General features: G+C 56.1%; 8 protein-coding genes, 2 tRNA genes and 4 rRNA genes. 5 read left to right on the forward strand and 9 right to left on the reverse strand.

All coding sequences use genetic code 11. From position 1 onward, the window contains the following. Window positions 1-12 precede the first annotated feature (12 nt). Window positions 13-351, forward strand: a complete 339-nt coding sequence (locus tag CRN80_RS07770) for a hypothetical protein (protein WP_032894252.1) — start codon at window positions 13-15, stop codon at window positions 349-351. 124 nt (window positions 352-475) lie between these two features. On the opposite strand, the gene lapD is transcribed toward CRN80_RS07770, so the two are convergent. Together lapD and lapG are read right to left on the reverse strand one after the other, a co-directional pair. Further along, on the reverse strand, window positions 476-2,422 hold the full coding sequence (gene lapD / locus CRN80_RS07775; RefSeq protein ID WP_098949903.1) for a cyclic di-GMP receptor LapD: 1,947 nt from the start codon (window positions 2,420-2,422) through the stop codon (window positions 476-478). Window positions 2,423-2,436: 14 nt separating this feature from the next. After that, window positions 2,437-3,060 (reverse strand): cysteine protease LapG, encoded by a 624-nt coding sequence (gene lapG, locus CRN80_RS07780; protein ID WP_019819857.1) that lies wholly within the window; start codon window positions 3,058-3,060, stop codon window positions 2,437-2,439. 318 nt (window positions 3,061-3,378) lie between these two features. On the opposite strand from lapG, the gene CRN80_RS07785 reads away from it, so the two are divergent. From CRN80_RS07785 to CRN80_RS07800, 4 genes are all read left to right on the forward strand, one after another. Further along, the gene (locus CRN80_RS07785; RefSeq protein ID WP_032894258.1) at window positions 3,379-4,086 is read left to right on the forward strand and encodes a GntR family transcriptional regulator; all 708 of its coding nucleotides are present in this window, start codon (window positions 3,379-3,381) and stop codon (window positions 4,084-4,086) included. A gap of 380 nt (window positions 4,087-4,466) precedes the next feature. Continuing rightward, the gene (locus CRN80_RS07790) at window positions 4,467-5,225 is read left to right on the forward strand and encodes a DUF3050 domain-containing protein (protein ID WP_098949904.1); all 759 of its coding nucleotides are present in this window, start codon (window positions 4,467-4,469) and stop codon (window positions 5,223-5,225) included. Further along, window positions 5,222-6,169 carry a diiron oxygenase gene (locus CRN80_RS07795; protein WP_098949905.1) on the forward strand — a complete coding sequence of 316 codons (948 nt, stop codon included), beginning with the start codon at window positions 5,222-5,224 and terminating at the stop codon, window positions 6,167-6,169. The genes CRN80_RS07790 and CRN80_RS07795 overlap by 4 nt, the downstream gene beginning before the upstream one ends. Beyond that, a complete protein-coding gene (locus tag CRN80_RS07800) occupies window positions 6,166-9,543 on the forward strand; it encodes an amino acid adenylation domain-containing protein (RefSeq protein WP_098949906.1) in 3,378 nt (1,125 codons plus the stop codon). Before CRN80_RS07795 ends, CRN80_RS07800 begins: the two co-directional genes overlap by 4 nt. A 63-nt stretch (window positions 9,544-9,606) precedes the next feature. On the opposite strand, the gene CRN80_RS07805 is transcribed toward CRN80_RS07800, so the two are convergent. The 7 genes from CRN80_RS07805 to CRN80_RS07835 form a co-directional block, all read right to left on the reverse strand. Beyond that, window positions 9,607-11,487 (reverse strand): methyl-accepting chemotaxis protein, encoded by a 1,881-nt coding sequence (locus CRN80_RS07805; RefSeq protein ID WP_098949907.1) that lies wholly within the window; start codon window positions 11,485-11,487, stop codon window positions 9,607-9,609. A gap of 274 nt (window positions 11,488-11,761) precedes the next feature. Then, a 5S ribosomal RNA gene (gene rrf, locus CRN80_RS07810) occupies window positions 11,762-11,877 on the reverse strand. Window positions 11,878-11,986: 109 nt separating this feature from the next. Next, window positions 11,987-12,102, reverse strand: a 5S ribosomal RNA gene (gene rrf / locus CRN80_RS07815). 158 nt (window positions 12,103-12,260) lie between these two features. After that, window positions 12,261-15,151 (reverse strand): 23S ribosomal RNA (locus tag CRN80_RS07820). A gap of 247 nt (window positions 15,152-15,398) precedes the next feature. Then, window positions 15,399-15,474, reverse strand: a tRNA-Ala gene (locus CRN80_RS07825). A 30-nt stretch (window positions 15,475-15,504) separates the two neighbouring features. Next, window positions 15,505-15,581: transfer RNA gene (locus tag CRN80_RS07830), tRNA-Ile, on the reverse strand. 81 nt (window positions 15,582-15,662) lie between these two features. Then, window positions 15,663-17,199, reverse strand: a 16S ribosomal RNA gene (locus tag CRN80_RS07835). Together the 16S, 23S and 5S rRNA genes with 2 tRNA genes alongside form the textbook arrangement of a ribosomal RNA operon. Between the last annotated feature and the right edge of the window lie 14 nt (window positions 17,200-17,213).

Genomic DNA, 17,213 nt, shown 5'->3' on the forward strand with positions numbered 1-17,213 from the left:
CGAGGGGTTGTTATGTTTTACGTGCAACGTGATGCACAGGGCGCGCTGGTTCGCGTAGAGGCTATCGCCTTTGCCGACTCCACTGAAACCCTGCCGGCCGATCACCATGAGATCCAGGCCTGGTACGCCAACGAAGTAGTGGAAACCAGCCTGGCCCAGCTCAAGCAGAGCGACTTGGAGATGATCCGGGTGCTGGACGACTTGATCCAGGTGCTGACCCGCAAAGGGGTGATCAGCGTGACCGACCTGCCCCCGGCAGCCCAGGCCAAGTTGATGGACCGTAACCAGGCGCGGGAAGCGTTGGGTGGGTTGAGCCAGTTGATCGATGACGACGAGAAAGGATTGATTTAATCCAACCGCTCCTACCCCTGTAGGAGCGAGCTTGCTCGCGAAAAAACTGAAATCGCCACGGGGTGTCAGGCTTTGCGCGTTATCGTTGGCGATCTTCGCGAGCAAGCTCGCTCCTACAGGTAAATTATTTCCAGGGTGCGGGTTCGCCAAACAGTTGGCCCTGCACACCGAAAATCCCCATCTCACGAATCACCTTCAGTTCGCCCTCGGTCTCTACACGCTCGGCAATCAGCGGCAGGTCAATGCTATGGGCCGCTCGCTGGATGGCCTCGATAAACAGGCGCTTGTCACTTTCCTGGTCGATGGCGCGAATGTAGCTGCCGTCGATCTTCAGGTACGCCAGGCCCAGGCGCGCCAGGTTGCCGATCATGCTGAACCGCCCACCGAAACGTTGCAGGCTGAGGGAGAAGCCCAGCTCGCGCAGGCGCTGGGTCATCTGTTCCAGCACGTGCTGCTCAGGCAGTTGCTCTTCACCGATCTCCAGGGTGAGGCGCGGGCCCAGGTTGCTGTGCTGGCGTAGCAGGTCATAAATGCGGTTCAGAGCCTGGGTGTCCTGCAGGGTCGCGGCCGAGAGGTTCAGCGCCAGGTTCTCGGTGTGGCTGCTCATCTGCTTGAGCACCTGCTCCAGCATCAGGCGGTCCAGGCGGGCCGACCAACCGAAGCGCTCCAGCCACGGCAGGAAGCGCCCGGCCGGTATGGTGTGGCCGTCCTCGTCTTGCAAGCGCGACAGCACTTTGTAGTGCAAGACCAACTGTGGGTCCTGGCTGGCCACCACTGGCTGGAAGTACAGCTGGAAGCGCTGCTGGGTCAGGGCCTGGTCCAGCAAGGTGTGCCAGGCATGGTGATCGTCTCCCACGCTGGCGGCGGCGCTGCGGTCCAGGCACACCCAACTGGTGTCGCCCTGCGCTTGGGCCTGGGCCAGGGCCTGGTCGGCCAGGGTCAACAAGGCTTGGGGCGCATCGCCATGGCTGAACGGCGCCAGGCCGATATAGGCGACCGGCGTAACGTCGCTGGCACCGGTCGCTTGCAGGCTGAGCAAAGTGCTTTCCAGGTTCTGCGCCAGTTGCACCGCTTCTTCACGCATCAACCCTGGCGCCAGCACGGCGAACTCACCACCACGAATACGGGTGACGAGGTTATGGGTTTCCGGGTACGGCGCGCACTGGCGCAGCAGTTGTTCGCCAACCGCTTGCAGCAACTGGTCGGTGCGCTGGCCGCCCAGGCGCTGGTTGAGGCCGGCCAGGTCTTTGACCCGCAGCAACAGCAGGTAGCCGGAGTTGGTCTCTTCCGGGTTACTGACGCGGGCGTTGAGCTGCATCTCGAAATAACGACGGTTGGCGAGGCCGGTGAGGTTGTCCTGATAGGATTCGGTGCGCAGTTTTTCGCTACGCTCGGCCTGCTCCTGGAACAGCGCCTTGAGCTTTTCCACCATCTGGTTCATGGCCTGTACCACGCGACGCAGTTCTGGCGTGCGGGGTAAGTCAGGCAGGCTGAGGAACTCGCGGCGGGCAATGGCGTGGGATTGCTTGACCATATAGTCCAACGGCTTCAATTGCCGGCGCAGCAGCAGCCCACCGAGCACCACGCTGACCGCGCCGCACAGCAGCAGCCAGCCCAGGCTGCCCAGGGCGCTTTGCCAGAGCTTGGCCAGGGCGAACATCGGATGGCTGACCACTTCGACCCGTGCGGCCTGTTCCCAGCCACGGCTGACCAACGCATCACCGCCGGCCGGCTCCAGGCCGATCAACTTGACGAACCAGTTGGGCACGCCGTTGTTGTCCGGGATACCGCTGCGCTCGACGATGGTTTTGTCGGTGGCCAGGTCCACGACGCGGATGCTGGCGTAGTAACCGCTGTCGAAGATCGAGCTGACCAGCAGCTCCACCATGGCCGGGTCGTCGATATTCGGGGTCAGCGACAGCGCCAACGCCGTCGCGGCGTCCTGGGCGTGGGAGCGCAGTTGGTTGACGTACTGGGTGCGCGAGCTTTCCAGGCTGACCATGAAGCTGCCGCTGAAGGCGACCACCAGGAACAGACAGATTGCGATCAATAGCTGTTTGAACAGAGACATCCGATCAGTTACTCCTAGTTGGCAGGCTCGGCTGGAAAGCCTTCCGCACGCATTTTTCTCAACACATCCTGCCAGCGCGACAGGCGTTTGGTATCACCGACTTTCTTGTTGCCCTTGGCACCGGGCAAGTACAGCCCCTCGGCGTTGAATGAGTACACCGGGACCAGATCGGTGCGACGGGTGGCCGGCAGGATCTCATCCATCAGGCTGTCGAGCACCAGTGGTACGGCGTCGGGGGTCGAGTAATAGGTCAGGACCATGTGCGCTCGATTCTGCCGCAGGGCCTTGACGTAGGTAATGCGCAGTTTGTCGCTGGACACCCCCAGATGACGCAAACTGAAATACTTTGCGATGGCGTAGTCTTCGCAGTCACCGGCACCTTTCCAGAGTGCTTCGACGGGTGTCTCCCAATAATCGACAACGTGCCAGAGATCGATGTCTTCCACGTAGGTCATTTGCTTGTTGAAGAACAAATTGACGACCTTGAGCTGGTCCTGCTCGCTGACCTGTTTTTCGCTCGCCAATAGCCGCTGCCAGGCGTCGATACGCTGCTGGCCTTGGCCCAACGGCCCGTAGACGGCGGTGGCCTTGCGGCTGATCTGCGAGAAATCCCAATCGGCACGCAGCCCGCCAAGCATCAGGCCAGCCAGTAAAATTGCTGATAAAAGCCAGCAAAGCAGTCGATAGGGAATAAAACTTACCGCCAAAGTGTTCAGTCCATGAAAGAGACGGAATTTCAAGGAATGGTGAAGCCTGGCCCTACAAAAAACAATGGCACAGTGCAATCATTCGCGGGAGCCGCGTTTTATAACCGCCCCTTGTGAGAGACACAAAGTATGCTGTGTAAGCCCTTACAAACGGAAACTTTGGCTGTTTGACAAGCGCTTGGCCCATCTTTAGTGTTCTTTGGATCCAATTAGCCAATCTATTATTCAAAAAGGGAGGATAGCGCAACCGTGACGCAGAAGCCGAACCCATTAAGCAGCATCAAAATCAGCGGGCCTATTCCCGCCCATCTTGCGCGCTCGGTTATTGAAGAAACCTTGCGTAATGCCATCCTCGATGGGCGACTGCCCTGTGGCACCGCCATGCGCCAGCAAGAACTGGCCAGCCTGTTCGGCGTCAGCCGCATGCCCGTGCGCGAAGCCTTGCGCCAGCTGGAGGCGCAATCCTTGCTGCATGTGGTGACTCACAAGGGCGCCGTCGTTGCCCCCTTGATCGAGGACAATTCGGCTGAGACCTATGCCTTGCGCATGCTGCTGGAGTCCGAAGCCCTGCGCCTGTCGATTCCGTTGCTCACCGACGCGGACCTTGCTCAAGCCGAGGCCTGTATCAATGCACTGGAAAGCGAAAAAGACTACACCGAGATTGGTCGGCTCAATCGCCTGTTCCACATGGTGTTGTATGGCAAGGCGCCCAACCAGCGGCTACTCACTCTGGTCGAGCACGGGTTGAACGAGGAGGAGCGCTTCCTGCGCTTCAACCTTGAAGCGATGGGGCTGGGCGAGACTTCCCAGGAGGATCACCGCGAACTGCTGAGCCTGGTGGCACAGAAGAGGGTCGAGGAGAGCATCCTGACGCTGCGTAATCACTTGATGCGTGGCATGGAGGTAATCGCGACCTACCTCAGGGGCCTTGAGAGCGCCGACAAAAAAGCCGTGTAGTCGGTTTTTCGCCTGAGCCCTTAATACTTATGTGACGGAGCAACTTCCCTATCAGGATTGTTGCTCCGTCAGAAATATTAAAAAAATCAACTAAAGGACAATTAACGCTGACTTAGTGCACGGAAAAATCCCACCTATATCCGGGCAACTTACCGCACATATAAATACCCGCAAAGTCCTTTAATACATTTGTATACCGGTTCAAACATTCAATCAGCTTACTATCTTCGCCTAGCAAGCTCCGCTTTCCCAAACCGCTGCGACCGCCTACTTAAAAGGCAGCGTCGTGCACGTGATCGTGGCCAAGTTACTCTTACATCCACAACTATAATATTCCAACACTGCTTTTACAGCACTCGCAACAACTATAGGCGTCAACCATGCATCAATATTTACTTGAGCAAAAAAAACAAAAACTTTTCGGCCACCCGTTATTTATAGAAACAACCACCCTTGGCAAGTTACAACACTTTATGCAATACCATGTATTTGCCGTGTGGGACTTCATGAGCCTGACCAAACGCCTGCAACAGGACCTGACCTGCACGCAACTGCCCTGGCTCCCCTGCGCTGACCCGCACGCTGCCCGCCTGATCAATGAAATCGTATTGGCGGAAGAGTCGGACGAGCACCCGACACGGGGCTATTGCAGCCACTTCGAGCTGTACCTGGACGCCATGACGGAAGTGGGCGCCAGCACTGTCGCAATCACCCGCTTTATCGAGTTGCAAAGCCAGGGAGTGGAGGTAAGCGCAGCGTTGCAAATGATCGGTGCGCCCCAGGGCGTGGCCCGCTTCGTCGACAGCACCTTGCAAATCGCATTGAGCGCCCCGACCCACTGTGTGGCAGCGGCGTTCCTGCATGGCCGCGAGAGTGTGATTCCGTCGATGTTCGAGAGGCTTTTGCATAGCCATGTTTTCATAGGTCGGCAGGCCCCTACGTTATGTCACTACCTCAGCCGCCATATCGATATGGACAGCGATGATCACGGGCCTGCAGCGCATCAGTTGCTACAGCGCCTGATCGAAGCAGACCCCAGCCGTCAGCGAGAGGCCGATAACACCGCCCTGGGCGCCGTGGAGAGTCGTATTACCCTCTGGGACGACGTACTGGCCTCGATGCAAGAGGTACGCCCGTGAACGCCGCCCACTACCAATCCTTTGCCGATGACTGGGAGCGTCGCGCAACCATCCGCACACGCCCCCGGCGGATGTTGGAAGACGACGACAAACTCATCTTCCCCCTGTGCCGCCAGCCTCTGGTGCTGAGTGCAACCTTTCTCAAGCACTGCCCACAATGGCGCGACTTCGTACTGGTGCAAAGCTTTTATAAATTCATCAATGACGTGGTGATTTTCGAAACCGAGATCGTCGACAAAACCGCGCGCAGCATCGCTAAAAATCGCTTCTCCCTGCCCTTCCCCCTCGCCTGCCGCTACGACGCGATGACGGTCGTTGTCGACGAGGATTACCACGCGCTGGTCGCGCTGGATTTCCTGCAGCAAGCCGTGGAGATGACCGGAATCCAACCGCTTGATCTACCCGGGAAAATTGAATTGGGCCGCGCGCTGCCGGCAGCCCAGGCGCAGGTACCAGTATATTTGCACGATGCCGTTGAGTTGATCGGCGTCGCCATCGCCGAGAACACCGTCACCCATGACGTCGCAGCGTTTTCCAAAGACGGCAGCGTCAAATCCTCTGTCCGCGGCCTGATGGCCGATCATCTGTTTGATGAAGGGCGGCATGCGCGGTTCTGGACACAGTTGGTGCGTCTCTACTGGCAATCGGCAAGCTCGCAAGCTCGCGACCACATTGCTCAAGCCCTGCCCGTGTTCCTGACGCACTACCTGACCAACGACCTACAGAAAGACTTCGATTTGCAACTGATCGAACACTTGGTTATCAGTGCCGACGCTCGCCTGGCACTGCGCGATGAAATCCAGGCGCTGGACTTTCCCATCACCCATCAACATCCGCTGGTGGCCAATATCATGGGCTTTCTGCACCACAGCGGTGTCCTGCAAACCCCTAGCGTGGCACGAGCCCTGAGCGACTACCTGCCCGTATCGAGGAGGTTGGCATGAGGCGCTTGCAGATCGAGTGGCGGGGCACCAGTAAAGCTCTGGAGGCGCTCAAGCAGGAGCTGGAGCAATATGGGCATGTGGCAGGAACGGGGTCTGTCGACCTGGTGATTGACGACGGGAGTCAGCGGCTGCCGCCCTCGCCCACCAGTGCACCTTGGTTAAGCTTGCGCGTGGGTATCGGCCCACTCTGCGAACACGGGCTACCCTCACTACAGTTGCGCTGCTATGACCGCGAGCGGCGCCTGCAGGCTGTGCAAGACGTTGCCGAGGAGCCCAGCGGCAATGGGCAGCGGTTGCGCCAGCAGGCAACGGATGCATTGGTGGAGTGCGCTGCTTTGTTGGTCTGCGGTTTCTCAAGAGACCCCGCTTATTTCTCGGCAACGGCCACTGCTAACGCCTGGCCTGAACAGAGTCTGCAAGAGCTGGATGCCTTGGCTTTCATGCACCGGTTCAACCACACGGCAGACCCTGCCTTACTGCACGCGGCCCGGACGCCCATGATCGAACGGCTGCAGGCCAGCCTTCATACCTTCGCGCATCGAACCGCGCTGAACATCGCCGGTCACGTGCTGACTTATCGGCAGCTCGAGCAAAAAGCCATGGCAATCCAACAACGCCTGCTTCCCCTGCTGGAGAGTGCCGAGTCACCCCGAGTAGTCGGCGTATGCTTGGAGAAATCCGCCGAGCTGTACGCCAGCATTCTTGCGGTGCTTGGCTGTGGCGCCGTGTATTTGCCGTTGGTGCCGGACCACCCGCAGCAACGCCAGCACTGCATGCTGACCAGCCTCAAGGCTTGTGTGCTGCTGGAGAATGGCCAGCACCCGCTGCGAGAGCGTTTCGTTTCACTGGATGTGAGCCAGATCGCCGCGCATAGCGCCGACATGACGCAACCGCTGATGCGCCATCGTCCCGGTGCCGACGAGCCCTGCGTGGCACTGTTCACCTCGGGTACGACGGGCCAGCCTAAGGGGGTACTGCTTAGCCAATACAACCTGGCGCATTTCACGGCCTGGCTCGTCAGGCGCGTGGCGTTGGATCAACACAGCCGCGTCCTGCAGTTTTCGTCGCTGGGCTTTGATTCGTCACTGATCGATATTTTCCCGGCCTTGATCGCCGGCGCCGAGTTGATTGTCCCCAGTGCAGACCAACGTCACGACCCTCAGCAACTGGTAGAGCTGATTCGCCAGCAACGCGTCACGCATGGGTTCGTGCCACCGGCGCTGCTCAGTATCCTGCCGCTGGATCAGCCGTTAGGAATGTCTCATCTGCTGACCGGAGGTGATTTCTGCGAGCCCTGCGTGATCGAACAACTGGCCGGTCAATGCCAACTGCATAACCTCTATGGGCCGACCGAGGCCACTGTGTTGGCAACCCATCGCGTGTTCCAAGAAGGTGACAGCCATCGCAATATCGGCCTCCCCATTGCCAACAGCCAGGTGCTGATTCTCGACGAGAACCTGCAGCCCGTGGATGAACAGGTGATGGGCGACTTGTACATTGTCGGCCCAGGCGTAAGCCTGGGTTATTCCAATGCACTGTCTCCGGTCGACAATCCGTTTGTGGCGCTGACACTGCCAAATGGGCATGTGCTACAGGCTTATCGTAGCGGCGACTTGGCGAAATGGACGCAAGAGGGCATCGAACTGGGTGGCCGCCGAGATGAACAAGTCAAGATTCGCGGTTTTCGAGTTCAGCCCCAGGATATTGAGCAGTGCTTGCGCGACAGTCGCTTGTTTCGCCAAGTGGCAGTAGTGATCGATGCGGCACACAGAGTCATCGGGTTTGCCGCCCGGCCAGAACCTGGCGCTACGCTGGCAAGCCTGAAGGAACACTCTCGGCAATGGTTGCCCGTGCACATGCAGCCAAGCGCCTGGAGCGAGCTGGCAGGCATGCCCCGTTCGGATAACGGCAAGATCGATCGCAAAGCCTTACTGGCCATGCCAATACCCACACCCGTCGAGGTGAGCCGCTGCCGCGTACAAGACCCTTTGCAGGCACAACTGGCTGACCTGTGGGGTGAACTGTTGGGATTACCCGCTGGCGACCTCTCGATCGATGAAAGTTTTTTCAACCTCGGTGGCCACTCCATCCTGTTGTCGACCCTGTTGCTACGCCTGCGCGAGCAGTTTGGCCGAAGCTTCTGCCTGAGCCCCTTTTTTGAGACACCGACCATTCGCACATTGGCCGCACTCATGGATGGCGGCACGCTGCCGGATACCCAGTCCAACCAGATGGAGCAAGACGCGACGCGAGCACTGGCGGTCGAAGTGCTGCCCGAGGCCCTTGCGGGAGATTCGCGCAAAGCCATCGTCACTGGCGCGAACAGCTTTGTCGGGGTGCATATCGTCCAGGCACTGCTGACTGGCGGAGCGCAGGACGTGGCGTGCCTGGTGCGTGAGTTGCCCGGCCATTCGGCGGCGGCAAGGTTCGCCCAGGCATTGCGTGAATACCGCTTGGAACATCTGGACCTGAGCCGAGTGCAGGTATACGCCGCTGATATTCGTAAACCCCGCCTGGGCTTGGCCGACGATGTGTACGAGCACCTCGCCCGTCATTACGGCGTGGTGGTGCATAACGCCGCGCAGGTCAATCATGTGATGGATTACGCCTCACTCGCCAAGGACAACGTCGAACCTCTGCTGGAGTGCCTGCGTCTTTGCGAGACCCACTGCAAGAAGGTCCTCAATTTCATCTCGACGCTGTCAGCCTGCAGCAGCGTGGACGTCGATGGCTACGTACTTGAAGCGCCAGCCCAGCGCACACTGCCGCTCTACGTGAAAAACGGCTACAACCTCTCCAAGTGGGTCGCCGAGCGGCTATTAGGACGAGCAGTCGAGCAAGGGGCCTGGGTTAATATTCATCGCCCGGGGAATATCAGCTTCAACAGCCAGAACGGTGTTTGTCAGCCACAGAAAAACCGCTTGCTGTTGATGCTCAAGGGGTCTCTGCAATTGGGGCTCGTCCCGCGACTGGACGCCAATTTCGATCTGATGCCGGTGGACTTCCTGGCGCGTTTCATCGTCTTCCATAGCGCTCATTTTGACACCGAGCGAAACGTGTTCAACTTGCACAATCCGCAGCCCTTGAATTGGGATCAGTACCTTGATGCCTTCAGCGAGGCTGGGCACGTTTTTGACCGAGTCAGCGTTGAACACTGGCAACGGGCGTTGCGCAACGTAAGTCGCGATAACGCACTGTTCGGGGTGCTGGGCTTTTACCTGGACGGACTGGGCGAAGACATCGGTGATACATCGATGATCCGTTACGACAATGCCCGGTGGGGCTTGGAAAAAATGGGGATGTGCTATCCACCCAAGAGCCAGGCGCTGTTACGCAAAGGCTGCGACTACCTGAGCGCTATCAACTTCCTCTGAATAGCACCGTGGACGCAGGGCAAAACAGTCGGAGCGAGAGGCCTCGCTCCGATGCAGTCAGAATCAAATCTTGAAGCTATCGACCAATTGCTTCAATCGGCTGGCCTGCTGGGACAGCGCATCGCAGTCCTTGAGCGTCTCGTTGAGGTTGGCCACACCTTGCTGGTTCAAGAGGTTGATTTGGTTGATATCGACGTTGAGGGTTTCGACCACTGCGGTCTGCTCTTCAGTCGCGGCCGCGACGGATTGGTTCATGCCATCAATCTCAACGATACGTTGCGTCACGCTGACCAAGCGCTCACCTGCCTGGTTGGCGACTTCAACACTTTCTTCGCTGGAAGCCTGGCTGGCGTTCATGGTGGTCACAGCTTCACGCGAGCCCACTTGCAGCGAAGTGATCATCTTGTGGATTTCCTCTGCCGACTCCTGGGTACGGTGCGCCAAATTACGCACTTCATCCGCCACCACGGCAAAACCACGCCCGGCTTCACCAGCACGGGCCGCTTCGATCGCCGCGTTGAGGGCGAGCAAGTTGGTTTGCTGGGAAATGCCTTTGATCACATCCAGGATGTGCCCGATGTTGTCGGTACTGGCATTAAGGGTTTCGATCTGGGTGCAGGACAGGCTGATCTTCTGCGACAACTCGGACATCGCCTGGATAGTTTGCTCCACCACTTTACGACCATCGTCGGCTTGTTCGCTGGCACCACTGGCGTGCTGGGACGCGTCAGCGGCGTTACGCGCGATTTCCTGAGTGGCAGCGCCCAGTTCGTTGATGGCTGCGGCAACGCTGTTGGTACGCGCGCTCTGTTCGTCAGAACCGATGATCGACGCATTCGATGAAGCCATCACACGCTGGGACAAATCGTGCACCTGGCGCGTTGCCGAAGACACTTCGGAAATCGACGCGTGGATTCGCTCGACGAACTGGTTGAATGCACTGCCGACCTCGCCGAACTCATCCTTGCTGGTCACGTCGAGGCGTCGGGTCAAATCACCTTCGCCTTGGGCAATGTCCTGCATGGCCACGCCCATGGTGGTCAGCGGGCGCAACAGTACTTGAATCAACAGGCTCAGGAGCACCGCAATGGCCACAACGGCGATCAACATCGCAATCAAGGCCGAAGTACGGAATTTGCCCAGCGGGGCATAGGCTTTTTCTTTGTCGATCGACAGGCCTATGTACCAGTCAGCGCCTGGCAAGCCGCTGATAGGCGTGAAAGAGAGGATGCGATCCTGTCCTTTGAGTACGACGTCCTGATTGAGCTTCTCAATGCGCACGTTGGTGCCAGGGTAGATGTCCTTGAGGTTCTTCATCACCTGGTCCTGGTCTGGACTGACAATGACCTGGCCATCGCCGCTGACCAGGAACGCATGGCCAATGCCACCGAAGTCTACCGAGTTGATGATCTTCACCAGTGTCTGCAGGCTCAGGTCACCACCAACAACACCCAACAAATCGCCGTTCTTTTTCACCGGCATGGCAATTGTCACGATCTGACCGCCCACAGCCGCCATATAAGGCGGAGTAAGCATGGTTTTGTCCGCAAGTACTGCTTGCTTGTACCAAGGGCGCTGACGAGGGTCGTAGTCGTCAGGCATCTTCGCGTCAGGGCGCTGGGTGAATACCCCGTTGGCTTGTCCCACATAGGTGAACTGGAAGTTGCTGGTGAACGCTGGTTGATCGACCAAACCTGGGAGGTCGGCAGCGCTGCCCTGGTGGGCAACGTTTTGCGCCAGGTTCTCGAGGACCAGGATGCGACCACTGAGCCAGTTCTGCACACTGCTGGCAGTGAGCTCGCCGGATTGCTGGATGGACGATGTCAGGTTTTGCCTGATGGTGCTGCGTTGCAGGTAGTCGTTGTAGAGCGTGAATAACGCGAAGGCTAAAACCACGACGCCTGACGCGGCCAACAGAATTTTATGACTGAACTTGAGATTCATTTCATCGACTTCTTTTGCCAAAGGGGGGTGAGCGTGCCGAGTGGAACATTCCATGTAACGGGATAGGCGGACTCTGCGGTCGCTCTATTTCGGTGCACGCATGGCTCGTCAGGCTTTCGGCCAAGCTTCGACAAATCTTAGGAATTTGTGAGAAGCATCTTCTTTTAGCGTAGGAAACCGACAGGCGGTAGGGGTAAGGCAGATTGGCTGTGATGGGCTGCCCTAAACGACAAAACCCCTGTCTGCGTTAGCAGACAGGGGTTTCGGAATTCAATCTTGACGATGACCTACTCTCACATGGGGAAACCCCACACTACCATCGGCGATGCATCGTTTCACTGCTGAGTTCGGGATGGGATCAGGTGGTTCCAATGCTCTATGGTCGTCAAGAAATTCTGTGTACCAGACCGTTGCGTTGGCAACGTGCCGGTGAAATTCATGAGCTTCTACATAAACGAAACCCCTGTCTGCGTTAGCAGACAGGGGTTTTGGAATTTAATCTTGACGATGACCTACTCTCACATGGGGAAACCCCACACTACCATCGGCGATGCATCGTTTCACTGCTGAGTTCGGGATGGGATCAGGTGGTTCCAATGCTCTATGGTCGTCAAGAAATTCGGGTACTGAGTCGCGGCCAGTTGGCCTCGCTTCAGCAAATTGGGTAGGTGATAGATCTCGGTGTTTTGTGAGCGTCGAACTTTCGGTTCATTTTCGTCTTCACACACCGCAATCTGATGCTCGTTAGAGTAGTCAAATTGCTTGGGTGTTATATGGTCAAGCCTCACGGGCAATTAGTATTGGTTAGCTCAACGCCTCACAGCGCTTACACACCCAACCTATCAACGTCGTAGTCTTCGACGGCCCTTCAGGGAACTCAAGGTTCCAGTGAGATCTCATCTTGAGGCTAGTTTCCCGCTTAGATGCTTTCAGCGGTTATCTATTCCGAACATAGCTACCCGGCAATGCCACTGGCGTGACAACCGGAACACCAGAGGTTCGTCCACTCCGGTCCTCTCGTACTAGGAGCAGCCCCTCTCAAATCTCAAACGTCCACGGCAGATAGGGACCGAACTGTCTCACGACGTTCTAAACCCAGCTCGCGTACCACTTTAAATGGCGAACAGCCATACCCTTGGGACCGGCTTCAGCCCCAGGATGTGATGAGCCGACATCGAGGTGCCAAACACCGCCGTCGATATGAACTCTTGGGCGGTATCAGCCTGTTATCCCCGGAGTACCTTTTATCCGTTGAGCGATGGCCCTTCCATACAGAACCACCGGATCACTAAGACCTACTTTCGTACCTGCTCGACGTGTCTGTCTCGCAGTCAAGCGCGCTTTTGCCTTTATACTCTACGACCGATTTCCGACCGGTCTGAGCGCACCTTCGTACTCCTCCGTTACTCTTTAGGAGGAGACCGCCCCAGTCAAACTACCCACCATACACTGTCCTCGATCCGGATAACGGACCTGAGTTAGAACCTCAAAGTTGCCAGGGTGGTATTTCAAGGATGGCTCCACGCAGACTGGCGTCCACGCTTCAAAGCCTCCCACCTATCCTACACAAGCAAATTCAAAGTCCAGTGCAAAGCTATAGTAAAGGTTCACGGGGTCTTTCCGTCTAGCCGCGGATACACTGCATCTTCACAGCGATTTCAATTTCACTGAGTCTCGGGTGGAGACAGCGCCGCCATCGTTACGCCATTCGTGCAGGTCGGAACTTACCCGACAAGGAATTTCGCTACCTTAGGACCGTTATAGTTACGGCCGCCGTTTACCGGGGCTTCGATCAAGAGCTTCGCGTTAGCTAACCCCATCAATTAACCTTCCGGCACCGGGCAGGCGTCACACCCTATACGTCCACTTTCGTGTTTGCAGAGTGCTGTGTTTTTAATAAACAGTCGCAGCGGCCTGGTATCTTCGACCGGCATGAGCTTACGGAGCAAGTCCTTCACCCTCACCGGCGCACCTTCTCCCGAAGTTACGGTGCCATTTTGCCTAGTTCCTTCACCCGAGTTCTCTCAAGCGCCTTGGTATTCTCTACCCAACCACCTGTGTCGGTTTGGGGTACGGTTCCTGGTTACCTGAAGCTTAGAAGCTTTTCTTGGAAGCATGGCATCAACCACTTCGTTACCTAAAAGGTAACTCGTCATCAGCTCTCGGCCTTAGAATCCCGGATTTACCTAAGATTCCAGCCTACCACCTTAAACTTGGACAACCAACGCCAAGCTGGCCTAGCCTTCTCCGTCCCTCCATCGCAATAACCAGAAGTACAGGAATATTAACCTGTTTTCCATCGACTACGCTTTTCAGCCTCGCCTTAGGGACCGACTAACCCTGCGTCGATTAACGTTGCGCAGGAAACCTTGGTCTTTCGGCGTGGGTGTTTTTCACACCCATTATCGTTACTCATGTCAGCATTCGCACTTCTGATACCTCCAGCAAGCTTCTCAACTCACCTTCACAGGCTTACAGAACGCTCCTCTACCGCATCACTTACGTGATACCCGTAGCTTCGGTGTATGGTTTGAGCCCCGTTACATCTTCCGCGCAGGCCGACTCGACTAGTGAGCTATTACGCTTTCTTTAAAGGGTGGCTGCTTCTAAGCCAACCTCCTAGCTGTCTAAGCCTTCCCACATCGTTTCCCACTTAACCATAACTTTGGGACCTTAGCTGACGGTCTGGGTTGTTTCCCTTTTCACGACGGACGTTAGCACCCGCCGTGTGTCTCCCATGCTCGGCACTTGTAGGTATTCGGAGTTTGCATCGGTTTGGTAAGTCGGGATGACCCCCTAGCCGAAACAGTGCTCTACCCCCTACAGTGATACATGAGGCGCTACCTAAATAGCTTTCGAGGAGAACCAGCTATCTCCGAGCTTGATTAGCCTTTCACTCCGATCCACAGGTCATCCGCTAACTTTTCAACGGTAGTCGGTTCGGTCCTCCAGTTAGTGTTACCCAACCTTCAACCTGCCCATGGATAGATCGCCCGGTTTCGGGTCTATTCCCAGCGACTAGACGCCCTATTAAGACTCGCTTTCGCTACGCCTCCCCTATTCGGTTAAGCTCGCCACTGAAAATAAGTCGCTGACCCATTATACAAAAGGTACGCAGTCACCCAACAAAGTGGGCTCCCACTGCTTGTACGCATACGGTTTCAGGATCTATTTCACTCCCCTCTCCGGGGTTCTTTTCGCCTTTCCCTCACGGTACTAGTTCACTATCGGTCAGTCAGTAGTATTTAGCCTTGGAGGATGGTCCCCCATATTCAGACAAAGTTTCTCGTGCTCCGTCCTACTCGATTTCATGACTAAGAGATTTTCGCGTACAGGGCTATCACCCACTATGGCCGCACTTTCCAGAGCGTTCCGCTAATCTCAAAGCCACTTAAGGGCTAGTCCCCGTTCGCTCGCCACTACTAAGGGAATCTCGGTTGATTTCTTTTCCTCAGGGTACTTAGATGTTTCAGTTCCCCTGGTTCGCCTCTTGCACCTATGTATTCAGTACAAGATAACCATCTTATGATGGCTGGGTTCCCCCATTCAGACATCTCCGGATCAAAGTCTGTTTGCCGACTCCCCGAAGCTTTTCGCAGGCTACCACGTCTTTCATCGCCTCTGACTGCCAAGGCATCCACCGTATGCGCTTCTTCACTTGACCATATAACCCCAAGCAATCTGGTTATACTATGAAGACGACATTCGCCGAAAATTCGAATTTCTCAATTAAGAGAACTCACAAATTTTACCTTAGCCTGATCCGTTACCAGTGAAAGTAACGTTCAGTCTATCTTTCTATCACATACCCAAATTTTTAAAGAACGAACTAGTCAAAGACTAGAAATCAACATTCACCATCACAACGATGGAATGCTCATTTCTAAGCTTTATACAAACAGAAGCAGTAGTGGTGGAGCCAAACGGGATCGAACCGTTGACCTCCTGCGTGCAAGGCAGGCGCTCTCCCAGCTGAGCTATGGCCCCGTATTTCTACAGGCGTTTCCCACACAAAATTGGTGGGTCTGGGCAGATTCGAACTGCCGACCTCACCCTTATCAGGGGTGCGCTCTAACCAACTGAGCTACAGACCCAATTTCGGGCTGCTTCTTTCGTCTTCTTCAATGAATCAAGCAATTCGTGTGGGAACTTATGGAGCAGCTGATGTCGTCGATTAAGGAGGTGATCCAGCCGCAGGTTCCCCTACGGCTACCTTGTTACGACTTCACCCCAGTCATGAATCACACCGTGGTAACCGTCCTCCCGAAGGTTAGACTAGCTACTTCTGGTGCAACCCACTCCCATGGTGTGACGGGCGGTGTGTACAAGGCCCGGGAACGTATTCACCGCGACATTCTGATTCGCGATTACTAGCGATTCCGACTTCACGCAGTCGAGTTGCAGACTGCGATCCGGACTACGATCGGTTTTATGGGATTAGCTCCACCTCGCGGCTTGGCAACCCTCTGTACCGACCATTGTAGCACGTGTGTAGCCCAGGCCGTAAGGGCCATGATGACTTGACGTCATCCCCACCTTCCTCCGGTTTGTCACCGGCAGTCTCCTTAGAGTGCCCACCATTACGTGCTGGTAACTAAGGACAAGGGTTGCGCTCGTTACGGGACTTAACCCAACATCTCACGACACGAGCTGACGACAGCCATGCAGCACCTGTCTCAATGTTCCCGAAGGCACCAATCTATCTCTAGAAAGTTCATTGGATGTCAAGGCCTGGTAAGGTTCTTCGCGTTGCTTCGAATTAAACCACATGCTCCACCGCTTGTGCGGGCCCCCGTCAATTCATTTGAGTTTTAACCTTGCGGCCGTACTCCCCAGGCGGTCAACTTAATGCGTTAGCTGCGCCACTAAAAGCTCAAGGCTTCCAACGGCTAGTTGACATCGTTTACGGCGTGGACTACCAGGGTATCTAATCCTGTTTGCTCCCCACGCTTTCGCACCTCAGTGTCAGTATTAGTCCAGGTGGTCGCCTTCGCCACTGGTGTTCCTTCCTATATCTACGCATTTCACCGCTACACAGGAAATTCCACCACCCTCTACCATACTCTAGTCAGTCAGTTTTGAATGCAGTTCCCAGGTTGAGCCCGGGGATTTCACATCCAACTTAACAAACCACCTACGCGCGCTTTACGCCCAGTAATTCCGATTAACGCTTGCACCCTCTGTATTACCGCGGCTGCTGGCACAGAGTTAGCCGGTGCTTATTCTGTCGGTAACGTCAAAATTGCAGAGTATTAATCTACAACCCTTCCTCCCAACTTAAAGTGCTTTACAATCCGAAGACCTTCTTCACACACGCGGCATGGCTGGATCAGGCTTTCGCCCATTGTCCAATATTCCCCACTGCTGCCTCCCGTAGGAGTCTGGACCGTGTCTCAGTTCCAGTGTGACTGATCATCCTCTCAGACCAGTTACGGATCGTCGCCTTGGTGAGCCATTACCTCACCAACTAGCTAATCCGACCTAGGCTCATCTGATAGCGCAAGGCCCGAAGGTCCCCTGCTTTCTCCCGTAGGACGTATGCGGTATTAGCGTCCGTTTCCGAACGTTATCCCCCACTACCAGGCAGATTCCTAGGCATTACTCACCCGTCCGCCGCTCTCAAGAGAAGCAAGCTTCTCTCTACCGCTCGACTTGCATGTGTTAGGCCTGCCGCCAGCGTTCAATCTGAGCCATGATCAAACTCTTCAGTTCAAACATCTTTGGGT

It is taken from the genome of Pseudomonas sp. FDAARGOS_380, assembly GCF_002591235.1.
Lineage (GTDB): Bacteria > Pseudomonadota > Gammaproteobacteria > Pseudomonadales > Pseudomonadaceae > Aquipseudomonas > Aquipseudomonas salmasensis.

What these genes read in the sequence shown, in the direction of transcription:
- lapG (WP_019819857.1), bottom strand. Translation starts at nt 3,060, where the DNA reads ATGCTTGGCGGGCTGCGTGCCGATTGGGATTTCTCGCAGATCAGCCGC.
- CRN80_RS07805 (WP_098949907.1), bottom strand. Translation starts at nt 11,487, where the DNA reads ATGAATCTCAAGTTCAGTCATAAAATTCTGTTGGCCGCGTCAGGCGTC.
- lapD (WP_098949903.1), bottom strand. Translation starts at nt 2,422, where the DNA reads ATGTCTCTGTTCAAACAGCTATTGATCGCAATCTGTCTGTTCCTGGTG.
- CRN80_RS07790 (WP_098949904.1), top strand. Translation starts at nt 4,467, where the DNA reads ATGCATCAATATTTACTTGAGCAAAAAAAACAAAAACTTTTCGGCCAC.
- CRN80_RS07800 (WP_098949906.1), top strand. Translation starts at nt 6,166, where the DNA reads ATGAGGCGCTTGCAGATCGAGTGGCGGGGCACCAGTAAAGCTCTGGAG.
- CRN80_RS07770 (WP_032894252.1), top strand. Translation starts at nt 13, where the DNA reads ATGTTTTACGTGCAACGTGATGCACAGGGCGCGCTGGTTCGCGTAGAG.